An 18,165-nucleotide genomic window follows, 5' to 3' on the forward strand; every position below is an offset into this window, starting at 1 on the left:
CGCCGGCGGCGATCCGGTTAACGATCTGTTCGGGAAGTTGGCGGACGGGCATGGGCTCACTCGGCGAATGTCCCAGTCTAATGCCGCCTCGCAACAAATGCATGGGGAAGGTCACACTTCCCACATACCAGATGTGGGAAATCCCGAGCTTCGGGCAGTTCCAACGAATGCGGCGGTGTCGCCGCGCCGCCGCATATGAGGAGCACAATTCCGCGAAAGCGCCCCGAAAACCCTAAACGATCACCACACGACGCGGCTTGCATCACAGCGCGCCGTTCGAAGTCTCTTCGCGATGAACCGGTCCGGTGCAGGCGAACGGTGCAGAAGGCAGCCGAACGGTTCATCGCGACATTCCAGGAGAAATGGATGAAGTTGGTGAAGACCTCTGCGATCGCTTGCGCTCTCGCGGCCCTCGTTGCAACGCCCGTTCTCGCCCAAGGCACCTCGTCTGGGACGAGGCCTGGCGGCACCGTACAAAGCAAGCCCATGCAAGGCGGCGCGTCAGGCAGCGAGGATGAGGATCTCGGTGCCCAGCAGGGCGCAGCCGGCGAGAAGGTCGGCATGAAGTCGAGCAAGGGCACGAAGGGGTCCGCCGGAACCACCGGCAGCGCGACGCGCAAGGGCACCGCGGACGATGCGGCGACCGGCGGTGCTGCGGCCGGCAAGCGCTACTGACGCCAGCTTGCGAACGGCAAACCTCCGGTCGCGCGCGATCGGAGGTTTTTTCGCATCAATCGTCGAAGCTTCGGCCGCGGCCGGCCTTGATGTCGCTGCGCCGTTTCTTGCCCTCGAGCCGGCGCTGCTTGGAGGCGAAGGTCGGCCGCGTCGCGCGGCGAGGCGTCGGCCGGACCATGGCCTCCTTGAGGATTTCGACGAGACGGTCGATGGCATCCTGACGGTTGCGCTCCTGGGTGCGAAAGCGCTGCGCGTGGATCACGATGACGCCGTCCTTGGTCATGCGCTGGCCGGCAATGCGGGCAAGGCGCAGCGCCGCGTCCTCGGGCAAGGTCAGCTTGCGGGTGTCGAAGCGCAGCTGCGCGGAGGTTGCGACCTTGTTGACGTTCTGCCCGCCCGGGCCGGAGGCGCGGACAAAGCCGATCTCGATGTCGTCCTCGTCGATGACGAGATCGCGGGATATCCGCAGCATGCTGGCACCATTCGTGATGTCAGGACATACCGCGGACATCCGCCGTCAGCAATGGCGCTGCCGCGAAACGCAAATGGCCGGGATGGACCCGGCCATTCAGGAAACCTCGAGAAAAGAGATCAGTTCGACTTCGTCGCCGGTGCAGCCGCCGGTTGCGCGGCGGCCTGGGGGGCCCGGCCGACGACGACGGTCAGCAGCCCTTGGCCCCAGAGCCGCTTGGCGGCCGCCTTGGCATCGTCCAGAGTCACGGCGTCGACGATGGCGTTGCGCTTCTCGATATAGTCGATCGGCAGCTTGTCCTGCTGATATTGCAGCAGCGCCTGCGCCAGCTTGGACGAGGTGTCGAGCGCCAGCATCTGCGAGCCCTTGAGGTAGGACTTGGCCTCATCGAGCTCCTTCTGCGTCGGGCCCTCCTCGGCGATGCGGCGCACCTCCTGTTCGATGGCCTCGATGGTGTCGCCGGCGCGGTCGGCGCGGGTGCCGGTGTTGCCGATGAAAACCGCCGAGTGCTGCATCCAGAGCAGCGACTCGTACACGGAATAGGCCAGACCGCGCTTTTCGCGCACCTCGCGATAGAGCCGGGATGACAAGCCGCCGCCGCCGAGAATGTGATTGACCACATAGGCCGCCATGAAGTTCGGATCACTTCGCTTCACGCCGGGTCCACCGAAGGTGATCACCGTCTGCGGCACGTCGAGGGTCACGAAGGCGCGTTGCGGCGGCTTTGCAGCCTCGATGTCGGGGACTGGCGTCAGATTGGCCTTGGCCGGCAGGCTGCCGAAGGTGTGGTCGAGCAGCTTTCCGAGCGTGGCCGGATCGACGTCGCCGACGACCGCAATCTTGAGCCCATCCTTGGCGAGGACACGGCCGACATAATTCCTCAGGTCGGCAACCGTGATGGTCGGCACGCTGTCGAGGTTGCCGTTGCTCTGCCGGCTGTAGGGGTGATCGCCGAATGCGACCTCCAGGAACTTGCGGCTCGCCAGCGAGGTCGGATTGGTGGTCTCGCGGCGCAGGCCCGAGATGACCTGCGAGCGGATGCGTTCGACATCGGCCGTGTGGAAATGCGGCGAGGTCAGTGCCATCCTGAGCAGGTCGAAGGCCTCGTCCTTGTTGTCGCGCAGCATGCGCAGGCTCCCGCGGAAGGTATCGCGGGTGGCGCTGAAGGAGAGCTCGATGGCGCGGCGGTCGAGCCGTTCATGGAACGTCTTGGAATCGAGATCGCCAGAGCCCTCGTCGAGGAGATCGCCGACCAGGTTGGCGACACCGGGCTTGTCCTTGGGATCCTGCGCCGAGCCGCCGGCGAAGGAATATTCCATCGCGATCAGCGGCACGGTCGCATCCTGCACGAACCAGGCTTCGATGCCGCCCGGCGAGATCAGGTGCTGGATCTTTGCGGCGGCCTGCGAGGGCGAGGCCGCAGAGAACGCGAGGACCGCGCCGGCGACAACGGAGAATGCAACGCGTCGAAGGAAGGAATAGGTCACGAGCGCTTCTCCTCGCGCTTGGCGGTTGCAGTGTCCTTGATCAGATAGCCGGTCACCGAGCGCCTCTTCTCGAGCCATTTCTGCGCAACGGCGCGGACCTGCTCGGCGGTGACGGCGCGGATGCGGTCGGGCCAGCTCCTGATGTCCTCGATCGACAGGCCCGTGGTCAGCGCGCCGCCGTACCAGCGCGCCAGCACAGCCTGGTTGTCCTGGGCGTAGATCGCTTCGGCGATGAGCTGGGTCTTGACGCGCTCCAGATCCTCCGCGCGGATCGGGTTCTGCGCCACGTTGGCAATGACGCCGTCGACCGCCTGTTCCACTTCGGCGAAGCTGACGCCGGGTTTCGGCGCAGCCGAGATCGCGAATTGGGTCGGGTCGAGCGAGATGCTCGAATAGCTGGCGTTGGCGGAGACCGCGAGCGGCTTGTCGACCACGAGGGCGCGGTAGAGATAGGAATTGCTGCCGCTGCCCATCAGCTGCGCCAGCACGTCGAGTGCCGCGCTCTCGCCCGCCGCGGCCGTGGTTGCCGAGGGCACGAGATAATAGCGCCGCATGTTCGGCTGCTCGACGCGCGGATCAGCCAGCGTGACGGTGCGCGGGGCAGCAGGCTCCGGCTCCTGCGGACGAACGCGCCGCGGCGGGATCGCGGGCTGCGCGGGGATCGAGCCGAAATTGCGCTCGACTAGCGGGCGGATTTCGGCGGCGTCCACGTCGCCGGCGATCACCAGGATCGCGTTGTTCGGCGCATAGAAGCGACGATAGAAGGCGAGCGCATCCTCGCGATCGAGCTTCTCGATCTCCTGGTGCCAGCCGATCACCGGCCGCCCGTAGGGATGGTTGAGATAGAGCGCGGCCATGATCTGCTCGTTCAACCGCGCATCCGGATTATTGGCGACGCGCATATTGTACTCTTCGAGCACGACGTCGCGCTCGGGCAGCACGTTCTCGTCCTTGAGGATGAGGCCCGTCATGCGGTCGGCCTCGAACTCCATCATGGTCGGCAGCTGCTCTTTCGGCACGCGCTGATAGTAGTTGGTGTAGTCGACCGAGGTCGAAGCGTTCTCGTTGCCGCCGACGCGCAGCACGGTCTGGGAGAATTCGCCGGCCGGATGCTTCGAGGTGCCCTTGAACATCAGGTGCTCGAGGAAATGGGCGAGGCCGGACTTGCCGGGCGTCTCGTCAGCCGAGCCGACCTTGTACCAGATCATCTCGGTGACGACGGGGGTGCGGCGGTCCGGGATCACCACGACCTGCATGCCGTTGGCAAGCGTGAAGCTGGCGGGCGGAGCCGATGTCACCGTGGTCTGGGCAAGGGCGGCGCCGGCCGAAAGGACACTCGTCGAAAGCAGCGCGGCAAGGAGGCAGGCAGCCGATCGGTAAGAGGACATCATGATCCCTGGTTGTGAGATGCCGAGCCCGGATCTCCGGCTCGGAGGGCACGGCATGCTACACCGTGCGGCTGAGGCTTCGCGTCACGAAGCAGAGAACGCTATCAACTCGGGAGCAGCCAGCAGTTGAAGCTGCGTGGCGTGCCGGCAGCCCCGGCGCGGCTGCGCAATGTCGGGGCAAGAGCAGGAACGCTATTGCTCCTTCTCCTTGCCAGATCGGACGTCAAAATAGGTTCGCTTCGAATTATCCGGGCCGGCGCCGTAGGCGTAGTTCGGCGACGGGGTCTGATATCCGGGCGGCGGCTCCACCAGCGATGTGCGCGGTGGCTCCGACGTAAACTGCTTCGACTCGGGCCCATTCCCTTTGAACAGTTTCCACAGCCCGCCGGTATATCCGAGTTCGGCAGGGCTCATGGTCGGGTTGGCGACGTTGGTGCCTGGCTGAACCGGATCATTGCTGGTCTTGTCGGCGGCCGCCGTCCTGTGAGCGTTCAACTCGGCGGGCGACAGCGGCTGGGCGTTCTTCCAGTACTCCGCTGCCTTGTTGCCGGACTTCTTCCGCTGGGCGATGGCTTCCTTGCGGCGCTTCTCGTCAGGGTCCTTCGGCCAGTTTGGCGCGGCCGCGGCCTCGGTTGCGGCAGGCGGCGGCAGGTCGAGCTTGGGCGGCACGACCAGTGGCGAGCGCTCGCGGTATTCGATGCCGGGTTTTTCCATGCTCTTGGCGCCAAGGCCGGTCATCAGATTGTCGATGAGCTTCTCTTCGAAGGTCATGTCGTCGTCGTCATCGTCAGCCGCGCGGGCGGCGCCGGCCGACACGACCAGACCAATGCCGAGCGCGACGGCGGACAATTTCAGTGCCCGCCGGCCCCCCGATCGGGAGCCTCGAACCATCGAACCGCTGGTCTTCGAGCTGCGCATTACCGTACCTGTTTCATATTGTGGCAGATTGCCGCTCGCACGCGGCTCCAACCCTTGCAAAACCGGGTTCCACCTGCCCGTCCGTATCGGCCGGGATCAGGGCGCTTTTGCGGCGGGTACCCCCAGGAAGGAATCATACAATAGCGCTGCCACCCCAGCAACGATGGCCACGTCCGCGAGATTAAACACATACCAATGATAGGTATTTCCGGCGATCTCGATGTGGAACAGGGCGAAATCCACCACCGCGCCATAGGCCAGGCGGTCGATGCCATTGCCGATGGCGCCGCCGATGATCAGGCCGAGCGCGACGGTCGCGAGCACGGTGTGCGAGCGCGCCATCCAGATCGCCAGCGCAACCACCGCGATCGCTTTGACCGCCATCAGCGCGAGCTGCGCGGCCTGGCCGTCGTTCTGGAGCCAACCGAAGCTGATGCCGATGTTCCAGGCCAGCACCAGGTCGAAGAACGGCGTCACCCGGACCGCGCCGCGACGGGCGAGGTCGAACACGTTCAACAGCCAGAGCTTCGAGGCCTGGTCGACCACGAGCGTGACCATTGCCGCGAGGATGCCGGCACGGAGTGGGGTCATGGCCGACCGATCAGACGCTCACCCCCAGCGCCTTCCACTCGCGCAGTGCCTTGGCGTCGCGCGGGGTGACGTCGGGGTACTCAGGATCCTCGCCGACCGCCGGCGAAATCTTCCAGGAGCGGGCGCATTTGGTGCCGACCGCCTTCTCCACCACGACCGCGACGCCGGGGACGGCATCGAGGCGGAACGCCGAGGCCGGCGCCTCGCCCTCCCGCACCTCGTAATTCGAGGTGATGCAGACTTCAGCCAGATCGATGTCGAACAAGGTCGCCAGCATGCCGCGATCGGCGACATAGATCACCGGCGATGCCTCGAGCGAGGAGCCGATGTTCTTGGCGGCGCGTTCCAGCTCGAGTGCGCCGGTGACGACGCGACGCACGTTGCGGATCATCTCCCATTTCGCGGCGAGCTTGTCGTCGCGCAAGGCTTCGAGATCGGTCGGGAACAGCGTCAGATGCACGGACGGCTCGGCGTCGGGCCGGTACATGCGCCAGGCCTCCTCAGCAGTGAAGCTGAGGATCGGCGCCAGCCATTTCAGGATCGAGGCGCACAACAGGTCGATGGTCGTCAGCGCCGCCTTGCGCGTCAGCGACGAAGGCGGATCGCAATACAGCGTATCCTTGCGGATGTCGAAGTAGAAGGCGGAGAGCTCGCTGTTCAGGAAGGCGGACAGGATCGCGACCACGGTCTTGTAGTCGAACTCCCGATAGGCCTTGCCGATGGCAGAGGCGCGCACCGCGAGCTCGTGTAGCATCAAGCGCTCGAGCTCGGGCATCTCGGCCGGCGCGACTGCGTCGGCCGGCTTGTAATGATGTAGCGTTCCCAACATCCAGCGCACCGTGTTGCGCAGCTTGCGATAGGTCTCGACGGTGTTCTTCAGGATCTCGGGGCCGATGCGCTGGTCGTCGGTGTAGTCGCAGGACGCGACCCAGAGCCTTAAGATGTCGGCGCCGGATTCCTTGATGACGGCCTGCGGCTCGATGGTGTTGCCGAGCGACTTCGACATCTTGCGGCCGTCCTCGGCCTGCGTGAAGCCGTGGGTCAGCACGATGTCGTAAGGCGCGCGGCCGCGCGTGCCGCAGCTTTCCAGCAGCGAGGAATGGAACCAGCCGCGGTGCTGGTCCGAGCCTTCCAGATACATCACCGTGTCGGCGCCGCCGTCGACCTTGCGCTTGATGCCTGACAGGCCCGGGAATTGCACGGGGTCTTCCAGCACGAAGGCGTGGGTGGAGCCGGAATCGAACCAGACGTCGAGAATGTCGTCGACCTTCTGCCAATCTTCGTTCGCGCGGGGCCCTAGGAAGCGCTCGCGCGCGCCCGTCGCGTACCAGGCGTCGGCGCCTTCCTTCTCGAAGGCTTCGCCGATGCGCGCATTGACGGCCTCGTCCTGGAGGATCTCGGCGGAGCCGTCACCTTTCTCGCGCACGAACACGGCGATCGGCACGCCCCAGGCGCGCTGGCGCGAGATCACCCAGTCGGGACGTGCCTCGATCATGCCGTTGATGCGGTTCTCGCCCGACGGCGGCACCCATTGGGTGACCGAGATCGCGTGCAGCGCGCGGGCGCGCAGCGTGTCGCCGCTCTTGGCTTTGCCGCCCTGCGCGATGTTCTTATCCATCGCGATGAACCATTGCGGCGTGTTGCGGAAGATCACCGGCTTCTTGGAACGCCAGGAGTGCGGATATTGATGCTTGAGCCGGCCGCGGGCGAGCAGCATGCCTCTGTCGACGAGCGCCTTGATCACGGCCTCGTTGGCATCGCCCTTCTCGCCCTTGTCGGTGATGACGCGCTTGCCGGCAAAGCCCGGCGCATGATCGGTGTAGGCGCCGTTCTCGTCGACGGTATAGGGGATGGCGGTGTTGATGCCGCGCGCGTCGAGATCGCGCGTCTGCGACGTCCAGGCGTCGAAGTCCTCGCGGCCATGGCCGGGCGCCGTGTGCACGAAGCCGGTGCCGGTGTCGTCGGTGACGTGGTCGCCGGGCAATAGCGGCACGACGAAGTCGTAGCCGCCGCCGACGCCTTTGAGCGGATGGGCACACTCGATCGCGTCCATGGTGTCGCCGGGGACGTCGCGGACCTTCTCATAAGCCGTCACGCGCGCCTGCTTGAAAACGTCTGCAGCGAGCGCGTCGGCGAGGATGAGGAGGTCGCCGGTCTTGGCCCAATTGTCGGCGGGGGCGTCCGTCACCTTGTAGAGGCCATAGGCAATCTTCGGCGAGAACGAGATGGCGCGATTGCCGGGGAGCGTCCAGGGCGTCGTGGTCCAGATCACAACGCTTGCGGAGGCGAGCGCACCGTGCGCGGGCGAGGTCACCGGGAATTTCACCCACACCGTATCGGAAGTGTGGTCCTCGTATTCGACCTCGGCCTCGGCGAGCGCGGTCTTCTCGACCACGCTCCACATCACCGGCTTGGAGCCGCGATAGAGCGTGCCGTTGGCGGCGAACTTCATCAGCTCGCGCGCGATCTGGGCTTCGGCCGGATAGCTCATGGTGGCGTAGGGATGATCCCAATCGCCGATCACGCCGAGGCGCTTGAACTCCTCGCGCTGCACGCCGAGCCAGTGCGTGGCATAGGCGCGGCACTCCTTGCGGAAATCGATCATCGCGGCGGAGTCGCGGAAGTCGGGCTTCTGCTTGCCCTTCTTGCGATAATGCTCCTCCTCGACCTTCCACTCGATCGGCAGGCCGTGGCAGTCCCAGCCCGGCACGTAGTTGGAATCGAAGCCGAGCATCTGCTGGCTCTTGGTGACGAGATCCTTCAGGATCTTGTTCAGTGCCGTGCCGATATGGATGTTGCCGTTGGCGTAGGGCGGACCGTCATGCAGCACGAACTTGGCGCGGCCCTTCGCACTCTGGCGCAGCTTCTCGTAGAGGCCGATCTCGTACCAGCGCTTGAGGATCTCCGGCTCGCGCTGCGGCAGGCCGGCGCGCATCGGGAATTCGGTCTGCGGCAGGAACAGGGTCTTTGAATAGTCTTTGGCTTCAGACTTCGGGGACTTTTGCGGCTTTTCGGACATGAGGCTGACTGGCTCGGAAAGGGCGCGGAAACGAATGGCGATGCGGAATCGCGGGCGAAACGACGAAATCCCGGTCTTGCGCCGAGCCTTCAGGCTCAGGCGGAAGCCGGGCCGCTAATCCCTATGATGCGCCGCGCAAACATGGGCTCTCCATAGCAGGGGGGCGGAGGAAGCGCAAAGGGCCGGCGAGGCCTGGTTTCGCCTCTCAATCGATCACGCCCAGCCGCGGAAACGCGTCCGGGGCGGCGGCGAGCAAGGCGCGGGCGCGGGCGGAATCGTCGTCCATCTGCCGGATCAGGGCCTCAATGCCCTCGAATTTCAGCTCCTCGCGGATGAAGCCGATGAAGGCGCAGTCGAGCGCCTGCCCGTAGAGGTCGCCCTTGAAGTCGAACAGGAAGATTTCGAGGAGCGGGGCGCCATTGTCGAAGGTCGGGCGGCGGCCGAAGCTGGCCACCCCGTCCAGACGCTCGGTGCCGCGGCCGACCCGGACCGCGTAGATGCCGTGCTTGAGGCCGCAATTGGCGTCCAGGCGGATGTTGGCGGTGGGATAGCCGAGGTCGCGGCCGCGCTTTTCACCATGGATCACCTCGCCGGTGATGAACCAAGGCGCGCCCAGCATGGTCGTGGCCTCGTCGAGCTGGCCCTCGGCGAGGGCGATCCGGATCGCGCTGGAGGAGACCGGCCGCTCGTCGATATCGACATGCGGCTGGACGTCGACCTCGATGCCGAGCCGGGGCGCCTCGTTGACTAGGAGGCTCGGAGAGCCGACGCGACCCTTGCCGAAATGGAAGTCGTAGCCGACCGCGATGCCGCTGACGCCGAGCCGCCCGATCAGGTCATGGTGAATGAAATCTTGCGCGCTGGTTCCGGCACGGGCCTTGTCGAAGGTCATGACCACGGCGCCGGCAAGTCCGGTGCCGGCCAGAAGCCGCAGCTTGGCCCGCTCGTCCGTCAGGCGGAATTGCGGGGTGTTGGGGCTGAAAAACCGCCGCGGATGCGGCTCGAAGGTCAAGGCCAGCGCAGGCCGGCCATGCGCCCTGCCCATCTCCAAGGCGGCCGCGATGACGGCGCGATGGCCGAGATGAACGCCGTCGAAATTGCCCATGGCAACCACGGCGCCCCTCGGAATCGCGGAAACCGGCGTTGTATCGCGGATGACGGTAAAAGGCGGAGCCATCAGGGGAATTCTCGAACCGGGCAGGACCGGCCGGACCGTGGCGCGACCGGCCCTGCGAAGTCAAGCGGCGGGCACTGAACAAGATTTCAATCCTTCGGGGCCGCCCGCAGTTAACGCGCTGTTTAAGGCCTTGGTGCTAGTCCTTGAGGCGTGGAACTGCCGGGCGCCGGCCTGGCAGGTCCGATCGTAATATTCCTGGGTTTGCGTTGGGGGAGTCGAGATGGCGGTTGATTTGTCGATGCCGGTTCTGGTGGTGGATGACTACAGCACCATGATCCGTATCATCCGGAATCTGCTGAAGCAGCTTGGCTTCGAGAACATCGATGATGCCAGCGACGGTTCGGCCGCGCTGAACAAGATGCGCGGCAAGAAGTACGGGCTCGTGATCTCCGACTGGAACATGGAGCCGATGACGGGCTACGACCTGTTGCGCGAAGTCCGCGCGGATCCGAACCTCGCCACCACGCCTTTCATCATGATCACGGCCGAATCCAAGACCGAGAACGTGATCGCGGCCAAGAAGGCCGGCGTGAACAATTACATCGTCAAGCCGTTCAACGCGGCGACGCTGAAGACCAAGATCGAGGCGGTCTTCCCGGACATGGCGAGCGCGTAAGCGCGAGCTCTTCGCCCGACGCAATTTTCCATTTGGAACGTCATGCCCGGGCTTGTCCCGGGCATCCACGTTCTTGGATGCCGGAAGAAAGACGTGGATGGCCGGGTCAAGCCCGGCCATGACGGCGTCTAACAACTAGCAATTCGTCTAAGCCTGCAGAGCTTATCGAGCTATTCCGTCACCACTTCAATTCGCGCATCAGCGCCTTCGGCGGGTGGCCGAACAGCTCCATCACCGAATTCGGGTCGAGCTGGTCGAGGCCCTCGAACTCCTCGGCATGGATGCCGCGGGTGACGAACAGGCAGTCGATGCCGAATTCGCGGGCGCCGGTTAAGTCGGTGCGGACGGAATCGCCGATCGCGAGCACCTTCTTCCGGTCGATCTGGTAGCCTTGGCGCTCCCCCGCGAGCGCCATGGCGCGCTCGTAGATCGGCCGGTGCGGCTTGCCGTAGAAGATCACCTCGCCGCCGAGCTCGCGATAGAGCTCCGCGATCGCGCCGGCGCAGTAGATCAGCCGGTCGCCGCGTTCCACCACGATGTCGGGATTGGCGCAGACCAGCGTCAGCTTGCGCTCGCGTGCCTTCAGCATCATGCCGCGATAGTCTTCCGCCGTCTCGGTCTCGTCGTCGTAGAGGCCGGTGCAGACGATGTAATCGGCTTCCTCCAGCGGCGCGGTCACCGCATCGAGGCCGCGATAGATCGAGTTGTCGCGCTCGGGGCCGAGCCAGAACATCTTGCGGCCGGGATGCTCGGCGACATAGAGCCGCGTCAGGTCGCCTGAAGATACGATCGCGTCATAGGTCTCATCGGGGACGCCGAGCTTGCGCAATTGCCGCTGCACGGAATCGGCCGGGCGCGGCGCGTTGGTAATCAGGATGACCGTACCGCCACGGCTGCGATAGGTGTGCAGCGCCTCGCAGGCTTCGGGGAAGGATTCCAGCCCGTTATGGACCACGCCCCAGATATCGCTGAGCACGACCTCCACACCAGCCACGAGCTCGCGCAGGCCTTCGGCAAAGTGCAGCGCGGTCATGACGTGCGCGGCCGATCAGATGCGGCGCGCGAGCGCTGCGTTGCCGGTGATGCGTTGGGGCGGAGGCGCCGAAGAGGTCGCGCCTGAGCTGGGTGTGGCGGAGCCATTGGATCCCTGAATGTCCTGCGCCTGGTTCGGCGAGGCCCCGCCGGTAGCAGATGCCCCCTCCGGCCGCAATGGCCGGGGCGGCGCGAACAGGAAGCCCTGTCCAAACCGCACGTCATAGTCGAGCAGATCGACCACGGCGCGCTCGCCTTCGATCCGTTCGGCGATCAGGTCGATGCCGAAGCGGCCGAGCAGGTCGGAGAGATCGGAGGGGTGGATGTCGGAGGCGGACGCCTGCTTGGGATCGAGCAGCAACGCGGCCGGCACCTTGATGAAGCGGACTCCGCGATCGGCCAGCTCGCGCGGCTCGATGCGCAAATCCGTGACATGGTCGATCGAGAAACGGAAGCCGCGCTGGGCGAGCGCCGCGAGGTTCTCGGTCTCGGCAGGGCCGAGATTGCGGAAGGTCGACTGCTTGAACTCCAGCACCAGCGAGGGCGCCAGCGCGCGGTTGGCTTCCAGGAAATCGAGGCATTGCGCGAAGGTGGTGGAATTGCCCAGCGTGGAAGCCGCGACGTTGCAAAACACGCCGACGTCCTTGTTGCGCACCATCAGGCGCCGCAGCACCTGCACGCAGCGCAGCATCACCATGTTGTCGATGCGCCCGATCAGGCCCGAGGCTTCCGCGATGCTGATGAACTCCTCGGCGGCGATCAGCTGGTCGCGCTCGTCGCGCAGGCGCGTCACCGCCTCGTAGAACCGCACCTTGCGCTGCGGCAGCGTCACCATCGGCTGCAGGAAGATATCGATGCGGTTCTCGTCGACCGCATTGCGCAGCGTCGCCAGCAACTGGGTCTGGTTGCGTCCATTGGCGGTCTGAACCGGGGTGGCGGCCTGGACCTGCACTGCCGGCGGCGCCGGCCGTGGCGGGGGCTGCGGAAGCGGAGGAGCAGCGACTGGCTTCTCCTCGAAGGGGGCAGCCAGGTCGATCGGCGTTTCCGGCTCGGGCCTTGTGACCGGGGCGTGTGCCGGCGCGTTGCCGACGAGCAGGTCCTCGTGAGCCGCCACGGTGGTGGCGAGCTGCCTGACCAATCCGCCCAGTTCGTTGATCTCGCCGATGACCGACTGGATGCGGTCGGAATTGGTCGAATTGGACGCGGCGACGCGGCTCTCGATTGCAGCCAACCGGCGGCCGAACTCGGCCACCTGGCGGGCGAGGTCGGCGGTGCCGCGCGACAGGTCGGCGATCTGGCCGCCGACATCGCTGCGGTCGCGCAGCCGCATCGACACGGCGTTGTAGAGGATCAGGAAGGTCAGCGCGGTCAGCGCCACGATGGCCGATTCCGTTCCGCTGATGCCGGCGACCGAATAGAGCACGAGCCCGAGCGAGGCCGCGACCAGGACCATGCAGATGGCGATGAAGATCGTCGAAATGCGAATCATGCCGCGCGTTATGCCTTTAAGGGCTGACTGCCTCACCCGGGAAAACACGGGTCGCGCTCGACACCGTCACGCCTCATGCTTCCCAAGCATCGATGAGCCTAACATCATTGTTGATTCGAGGGGATAGTGACTGTGTCGGAGCCGATTCAGGCCCGTGCCGCGAAAGCCTTACGTCACACGTCTTCCGGCTCCGGTGCGGAAATCAAGACGCTCTCAGCGGAAAATCATGCCGCCCTCAAGGCCAGCGAGCCGCATGCGCCCTATCGTCCCGGCGTTTTCAACCGCAGGAGATTGCCATGTCGACATCCGCCGCGCTCAAGCCAGCCGCCCCCCAACCCGATCTTGCCGCCGTCAAGCAGCGCCAGCACGGCGCCTGGTCGTCGGGCGATTATGCCGTGGTCGGCACCACCTTGCAGATCGTCGGGGAACAGCTCTGCGAGGCCATCGACTTGCGCGCCGGCAGCAAGGTGCTGGACGTCGCGGCGGGCAACGGCAATGCGACGCTGGCGGCGGCGCGGCGCTGGTGTGACGTCACATCCACCGACTACGTGCCGGCGCTGCTCAAGCGCGGGCGCGAGCGCGCCATGGCCGAACACCTCGCCGTCGAGTTCCGCGAGGCGGATGCCGAGGCGCTGCCGTTTGCGGATGCCGCCTTCGACGTCGTGCTCTCGACTTTCGGCGTGATGTTCACACCGGATCAGGACAAGGCCGCTTCCGAGCTCGCGCGGGTCTGCAGATCCGGCGGCAAGATCGGCCTTGCCAACTGGACGCCGCAAGGCTTCATCGGCCAGCTGTTCAAGACCATCGGCAAGCACTTGCCGCCGCCGGCGGGGGTGAAATCGCCCGCCATGTGGGGCACGACGGCACGGCTCAAGGAGATGTTCGGCGGCGTGGCCGCGGAGATCGCCGCCGAGCCGCGCATGTTCGTGTTCCGCTATCGCTCGCCGGGCCACTGGCTCGACATCTTCAAGACCTTCTACGGCCCCACGCTGAAGGCGTTTGCTGCGCTCGACGCGAACGGGCAGGCCACGCTGACGCGCGATCTCCTGGCGCTGCTCGAAGAGTTCAACCACGCCGATGACGGCACGATCGTGGTGCACAGCGAATATCTGGAAGCCGTGATCACCAAGCGCTGATCGCGCCTGAGATGCGGTCAGGCCGGCCTCGGGCCTGACCGCCGCCAATCAAAATGGCGCGGTGGCGCCGACCGTGTCGGCGGAGACGGCGTCCCGGGTGCCGAGCGGCTTCGGCCGCCCGGTGGTGGTGTCGCGCAGCGTCTGCCGCTCGATCTCCGAATTCAGCTCGGCGCCGAACATGATGACGATCGCCGACATCCACATCCACATCATCAGGCCGATCGCCGCGCCCAGCGAGCCGTAGGTCGCGTTGTAATTGGCGAATTCCGAGAGATACCACGACAGCAGCGCAGAGCCCGCGATCCAGAGGATCGCGGCCGTGACGGCGCCGAGGCTTAGCCATTGCCAGCGCGGCGCGTCACGGCTGGGCGCGAACCGATAGAGGATGGCGAGTGCGACCAGCAGGATGACGAACAGCAGCGGCCATCGTGCCAGTGCCACGATCAGCTTGCTTTCCGGCGCCATGCCGAGATGGTTGAGCGCAAGCGGGAAGGCGACGACCGCTCCCACCATCAACAGCAGCGCCACGATGCCGCCGACGGTGAAGGCCAGCGAGACCATGTTCAGCCGGATGAAGCTGCGCTTCTCGCGTTCCTCATAGGCGACGTTGAGGGCGTCGAAGATCGCCTTGACGCCGGCATTGGCGCTCCAGATCGCAAGCAGCAGGCCGACCAGGAAGGCGACGCCGAGGGTCGTATTGCCGTTCGACACCACGCGCGCGACTTGGTCCTCGACGATCTGGAACGAACCCTCGGGCAGCATGGTGGCAAGCGTGTGCAGATTGGAGCTGATCGTGGCGGGATCGGCGAACAGGGCATAAGAGGAGACGAGCGCGGTGACTGCGGGGAAGAGCGCGAGCAGCCCGAAGAAGACGACGCCGCCCGCCGTCGCGAGCAGGCGATCCTCGTCGATGCGCTGATAGGTCCGCCAGAAAATATCCGTCCAGCCCGCCCAGGGAATCTCGAACGGACTTTTCGCCCGGCGGCCGCGGCCCGGCTGCATCGCCGCACCGGCCGGGTGCGTTTCCGGGGAATTCGCTTCGCCCTTGCGGTGGTCTTTCGGAGGCCCCGGCCTCGCCAGGCCGGACTCCTGGAAGTAGCGCTCCGCGGTCAGCACGAACACGGCCGTCGCCGCCACCAGCAGCCAGGAATCGATCCGGGAGTCGATCTGTTCGGAGCGCCGCGCCAGCATCACGCCCCCAGACTGTGCCTGTTGCGTCGCCGCCGGGCGGCCGTCAGCCCGACCAGGCCGACCGCCGCGAGCATCAGGCCAAGCTGCACGGGCCGATTGGCGCGGGCCGGCCAGGTCTTGATGCCGCCGCGCTCGCCGGGTGCGAGCGGCGCGAGGGGAATCGTCGTTGCGACCTCCTTCACCGCCTCCTTGACCGTGCCACGCGGGATCCGGGGCGTGGCGACGGCCACGCGCAGGCGGCTCGCGAGCGGCACAACCGGCTTGGCCTTGCGTTTCATCTGGGCCACGGCCACCCCGGCACAGACTGCAGCCAGCACCAGCAGGACTGCGGCAACGGCGCCAAATCCCCAGAACTGCCCGTAGGTGATCCCGACCCAGCGGTACAGGGCGATCAGTCCGACGAAAAATGCCGCGATCACGAACAGGCCGGCGGCCGCGAACAGCCCGCCGGCCACCGCGTATGACGTCACCTTGCCCGTTGCCTGGCTGGTCTGGTCACGCAGATAGGATTGAGCAGCGCGTTTGACGTGATTGAGCTTGAGCGCCATCCCGGCGCGCAGCAATTCGCCCGATGGCGCGAGCATGCGGACATCCTCCAAGGACTAGAAAATTCGTCGGGGGATGAACGTGGCGATATTTGACTTGTTCCGACGGAGCGTGACCCGCCGCGATGAATCAGCCGAGATCGGCGGCTGCGATCCAGAACACCTCGCCCTCGGATTCTTCGGTGTCGAGCCAGAGCAGCGGCAGTTCCGGAAAGGCCTGGTCGACCAGCTCGCGGCCGCGGCCGATCTCGCAGATCAGCCCGCCATCCGGCGTCAGGTGATCGGGCGCATCGCGCAGGATCCGGCGCACCACGTCGAGCCCGTCGGCGCCGCCATCGAAGGCGAGCTTCGGCTCGGCCCGGCACTCCGGCGGCAATGCGGCCATGCCCTCGGCGTCGACGTAGGGCGGGTTGGTGATGATCAGGTCGTATCTCTTGCCGCCGAGCGGGGCGAACAGGTCGCCGCGATAGAGGCTGATGCGGTCCTCGAGCCCGTATTCGCCGACATTGCGCGCAGCGACCTCGAGCGCGCCCTTGGAGATGTCGACCGCGTCGACGGTGGCGTTCGGGAAATGATGCGCGGCGAGGATCGCAAGGCAGCCCGAGCCCGTGCAGAGATCAAGCACGCGCTCGACCGCCGTCGGGTCGTCGATCAGCGATCCGGCCTCGCCGTCGGCGCCGAAATGCGACTCCAGGAGCTCGCCGATGAAGGAGCGCGGAACGATGACGCGCTCGTCGACATAGAAGGGCAGGCCCCGCATGTAGATCTTGTTGACGAGATAGGCGGCCGGTTTGCGCGTCGTGACGCGCTGATGGATGAGATCGAGGATGCGCTTGCCTTCCGCGGCGGTGACGCGCGCGTTGGCAAAGGTGTCGAGCTGCTCAGGATGCAGGTGCAGCGCCTCGCAGACCAGGAACGCGGCTTCCGCCACCGGATCGGTCGTGCCGTGGGCAAAGGCGAGCTTGGCCTCGACGAAGCGGCTCACGGCATAGCGGACGAAGTCGAGCAGCGTGAGAAGCTCGCCGGGTCCCACCTTCGCGAGCTTCGGCGCGGCGCGGCCGCGCGCGGTCTTTTTCGTAACTTTGGCCATCAGGATTTGGTCCAGCGTGCGGCGGCTTCGTCGTCACGGGCATGGGCCTCGACCCAGCCGGTGCCGGTGGCGCTCTCTTCCTTCTTCCAGAACGGCGCGCTGGTCTTGAGATAGTCCATCAGGAACTCGGCGGCCGCGAACGCCGCCTGTCGGTGCTGCGAGGCGGTCACCACCAGCACGATGTTCTGGCCCGGCATGAGGCGGCCGACGCGGTGGATCACCGTGATGCCGTCGAGCGGCCAGCGCGCCATGGCTTCGTCGGCGTGGCGCCTGATCTCTTCCTCGGCCATGCCGGGATAATGTTCGAGCGTCAGCGCGGCGACCTTGGCGCTGTCCTCGTCGGCGCGGCAGATGCCGGAAAATGTCACCACAGCGCCGCTATCGGTCCGGCCGTTCGTCAGGACCGCGATCTCGCGCGCGATGTCGAAATCGTCTTCCTGGATACGGATGGTGACGGGGCAGGTCATGAGCCTAGCCGCCGGTCATGGGCGGAAAGAACGCGATCTCGCGGGCGCCTGCGATGGCAGCGTCCTGCCTGACGTGAGCGCGGTCGATCGCGGCGCGGATCACCTTCGGCTTCTCGAACGCATGCGCATAGGCCTCGCTTTGGCCGGAGAGCCAGGCGATCAGCTCCTCGACGGTGCGCACGCTCGCGGGAGGCTCGATCGTCTCTTCGGCCTTGCCGACGCGCTCGCGCACCCATGCGAAATACTTCACCTTCATCCCTCGTCCTCCTTGATGAGGTGATGGATGCCGGCGCGGAAATAGTCGTAGCCGGTGTACATGGTCAGGAGCGCCGAGGCCCACAGCAGCGCGAGGCCAATCATCGAGACGACAGGCACGACCTCGTCGCCGGCAGGTCCCGCGAGCAGGAAGCCGATAGCGACGAGCTGAACAGTTGTCTTCCACTTGGCGAGCTTGGTCACGGGCACGCTGACGCGCAGCGCGGCGAGATATTCGCGCAGGCCCGAGACCAGGATCTCGCGGCACAGGATCACGATGGCGGCCCACAGCGACCAGCCGTGGATGATGCCGTCCGCGGCCAACATCAATAGGCACGATGCGACCAGCAGCTTGTCGGCGATCGGATCGAGCATGCGGCCGAATGCCGATTGCTGATTCCAGATCCGCGCGTAATAGCCGTCAAGGTAATCGGTCACCGCGGCGCCGATGAAGATGGCCACTGCGACCCAGCGCAGCCAGAGCGGCTGATCCAGGATCGACTGTGCATAGATGCATCCGACCACGACCGGGATCGCGGCGATCCGGCCATAGGTCAGGATGTTGGGGAGGGACATCGCGCGGCTGGTCGTCCCTCGTGTGGTGGCGATGTTCATCC

18 protein-coding genes are annotated in these 18,165 nt (G+C 65.8%); 3 read left to right on the forward strand and 15 right to left on the reverse strand.

Annotated features, from left to right (window positions below; translation table 11 throughout):
- Positions 1-366 precede the first annotated feature (366 nt).
- On the forward strand, positions 367-675 hold the full coding sequence (locus HZZ16_RS30475) for a hypothetical protein (protein WP_197953632.1): 309 nt from the start codon (positions 367-369) through the stop codon (positions 673-675).
- A gap of 55 nt (positions 676-730) precedes the next feature.
- Here the strand turns inward: HZZ16_RS30475 and arfB are convergent, their stop codons facing one another.
- From arfB to HZZ16_RS30510, 7 genes are all read right to left on the reverse strand, one after another.
- Positions 731-1,147, reverse strand: coding sequence for an alternative ribosome rescue aminoacyl-tRNA hydrolase ArfB (arfB, locus tag HZZ16_RS30480; RefSeq protein ID WP_027575820.1), 417 nt, complete (start codon positions 1,145-1,147; stop codon positions 731-733).
- A gap of 119 nt (positions 1,148-1,266) precedes the next feature.
- On the reverse strand, positions 1,267-2,634 hold the full coding sequence (locus tag HZZ16_RS30485) for a M16 family metallopeptidase (RefSeq protein WP_197953633.1): 1,368 nt from the start codon (positions 2,632-2,634) through the stop codon (positions 1,267-1,269).
- Positions 2,631-4,025: a M16 family metallopeptidase gene (locus HZZ16_RS30490; RefSeq protein WP_376707606.1), complete on the reverse strand. Its 1,395-nt coding sequence runs from the start codon at positions 4,023-4,025 to the stop codon at positions 2,631-2,633. The genes HZZ16_RS30485 and HZZ16_RS30490 overlap by 4 nt, the downstream gene beginning before the upstream one ends.
- A gap of 189 nt (positions 4,026-4,214) precedes the next feature.
- Positions 4,215-4,940, reverse strand: coding sequence for a hypothetical protein (locus HZZ16_RS30495; protein WP_197953766.1), 726 nt, complete (start codon positions 4,938-4,940; stop codon positions 4,215-4,217).
- Between the two features lie 96 nt (positions 4,941-5,036).
- Positions 5,037-5,531, reverse strand: coding sequence for a signal peptidase II (gene lspA / locus HZZ16_RS30500; RefSeq protein WP_197953635.1), 495 nt, complete (start codon positions 5,529-5,531; stop codon positions 5,037-5,039).
- 10 nt (positions 5,532-5,541) lie between these two features.
- Positions 5,542-8,550, reverse strand: a complete 3,009-nt coding sequence (gene ileS, locus HZZ16_RS30505) for an isoleucine--tRNA ligase (protein ID WP_197953636.1) — start codon at positions 8,548-8,550, stop codon at positions 5,542-5,544.
- Positions 8,551-8,755: 205 nt separating this feature from the next.
- On the reverse strand, positions 8,756-9,727 hold the full coding sequence (locus HZZ16_RS30510; protein WP_197953637.1) for a bifunctional riboflavin kinase/FAD synthetase: 972 nt from the start codon (positions 9,725-9,727) through the stop codon (positions 8,756-8,758).
- A 220-nt stretch (positions 9,728-9,947) separates the two neighbouring features.
- Here HZZ16_RS30510 and HZZ16_RS30515 point away from each other — a divergent pair, with 220 nt between their 5' ends.
- Positions 9,948-10,343, forward strand: coding sequence for a response regulator (locus HZZ16_RS30515; RefSeq protein WP_008567674.1), 396 nt, complete (start codon positions 9,948-9,950; stop codon positions 10,341-10,343).
- A gap of 178 nt (positions 10,344-10,521) precedes the next feature.
- On the opposite strand, the gene HZZ16_RS30520 is transcribed toward HZZ16_RS30515, so the two are convergent.
- Both HZZ16_RS30520 and HZZ16_RS30525 read right to left on the reverse strand, forming a co-directional pair.
- On the reverse strand, positions 10,522-11,376 hold the full coding sequence (locus HZZ16_RS30520; protein WP_197953639.1) for a TIGR01459 family HAD-type hydrolase: 855 nt from the start codon (positions 11,374-11,376) through the stop codon (positions 10,522-10,524).
- Positions 11,377-11,391: 15 nt separating this feature from the next.
- Entirely contained in the window at positions 11,392-12,864 is a 1,473-nt protein-coding gene (locus tag HZZ16_RS30525; RefSeq protein ID WP_197953641.1) for an EAL domain-containing protein, read from the reverse strand.
- Positions 12,865-13,160: 296 nt separating this feature from the next.
- On the opposite strand from HZZ16_RS30525, the gene HZZ16_RS30530 reads away from it, so the two are divergent.
- Complete coding sequence (locus HZZ16_RS30530) at positions 13,161-14,000, forward strand: class I SAM-dependent methyltransferase (RefSeq protein ID WP_197953642.1); 840 nt, start codon at positions 13,161-13,163, stop codon at positions 13,998-14,000.
- A gap of 48 nt (positions 14,001-14,048) precedes the next feature.
- Here HZZ16_RS30530 and HZZ16_RS30535 read toward each other — a convergent pair whose 3' ends face one another.
- From HZZ16_RS30535 to pgsA, 6 genes are all read right to left on the reverse strand, one after another.
- Positions 14,049-15,191, reverse strand: a complete 1,143-nt coding sequence (locus HZZ16_RS30535) for a YihY/virulence factor BrkB family protein (protein ID WP_197953643.1) — start codon at positions 15,189-15,191, stop codon at positions 14,049-14,051.
- Positions 15,191-15,775: a phage holin family protein gene (locus HZZ16_RS30540; protein WP_197953644.1), complete on the reverse strand. Its 585-nt coding sequence runs from the start codon at positions 15,773-15,775 to the stop codon at positions 15,191-15,193. The genes HZZ16_RS30535 and HZZ16_RS30540 overlap by 1 nt, the downstream gene beginning before the upstream one ends.
- 91 nt (positions 15,776-15,866) lie before the next feature.
- Positions 15,867-16,826 carry a 50S ribosomal protein L3 N(5)-glutamine methyltransferase gene (gene prmB, locus HZZ16_RS30545; RefSeq protein ID WP_197953645.1) on the reverse strand — a complete coding sequence of 320 codons (960 nt, stop codon included), beginning with the start codon at positions 16,824-16,826 and terminating at the stop codon, positions 15,867-15,869.
- A complete protein-coding gene (locus HZZ16_RS30550; RefSeq protein ID WP_197953646.1) occupies positions 16,826-17,293 on the reverse strand; it encodes a molybdenum cofactor biosynthesis protein MoaE in 468 nt (155 codons plus the stop codon). Before HZZ16_RS30550 ends, prmB begins: the two co-directional genes overlap by 1 nt.
- 4 nt (positions 17,294-17,297) lie before the next feature.
- Positions 17,298-17,549, reverse strand: a complete 252-nt coding sequence (gene moaD, locus HZZ16_RS30555) for a molybdopterin converting factor subunit 1 (protein WP_197953647.1) — start codon at positions 17,547-17,549, stop codon at positions 17,298-17,300.
- Positions 17,546-18,163 carry a CDP-diacylglycerol--glycerol-3-phosphate 3-phosphatidyltransferase gene (pgsA, locus tag HZZ16_RS30560; protein ID WP_197953648.1) on the reverse strand — a complete coding sequence of 206 codons (618 nt, stop codon included), beginning with the start codon at positions 18,161-18,163 and terminating at the stop codon, positions 17,546-17,548. The genes moaD and pgsA overlap by 4 nt, the downstream gene beginning before the upstream one ends.
- Positions 18,164-18,165: the final 2 nt, after the last annotated feature.

Origin of the sequence: Bradyrhizobium glycinis (assembly GCF_016031655.1) — a bacterium.
Taxonomy (GTDB): Bacteria; Pseudomonadota; Alphaproteobacteria; order Rhizobiales; family Xanthobacteraceae; genus Bradyrhizobium; species Bradyrhizobium glycinis.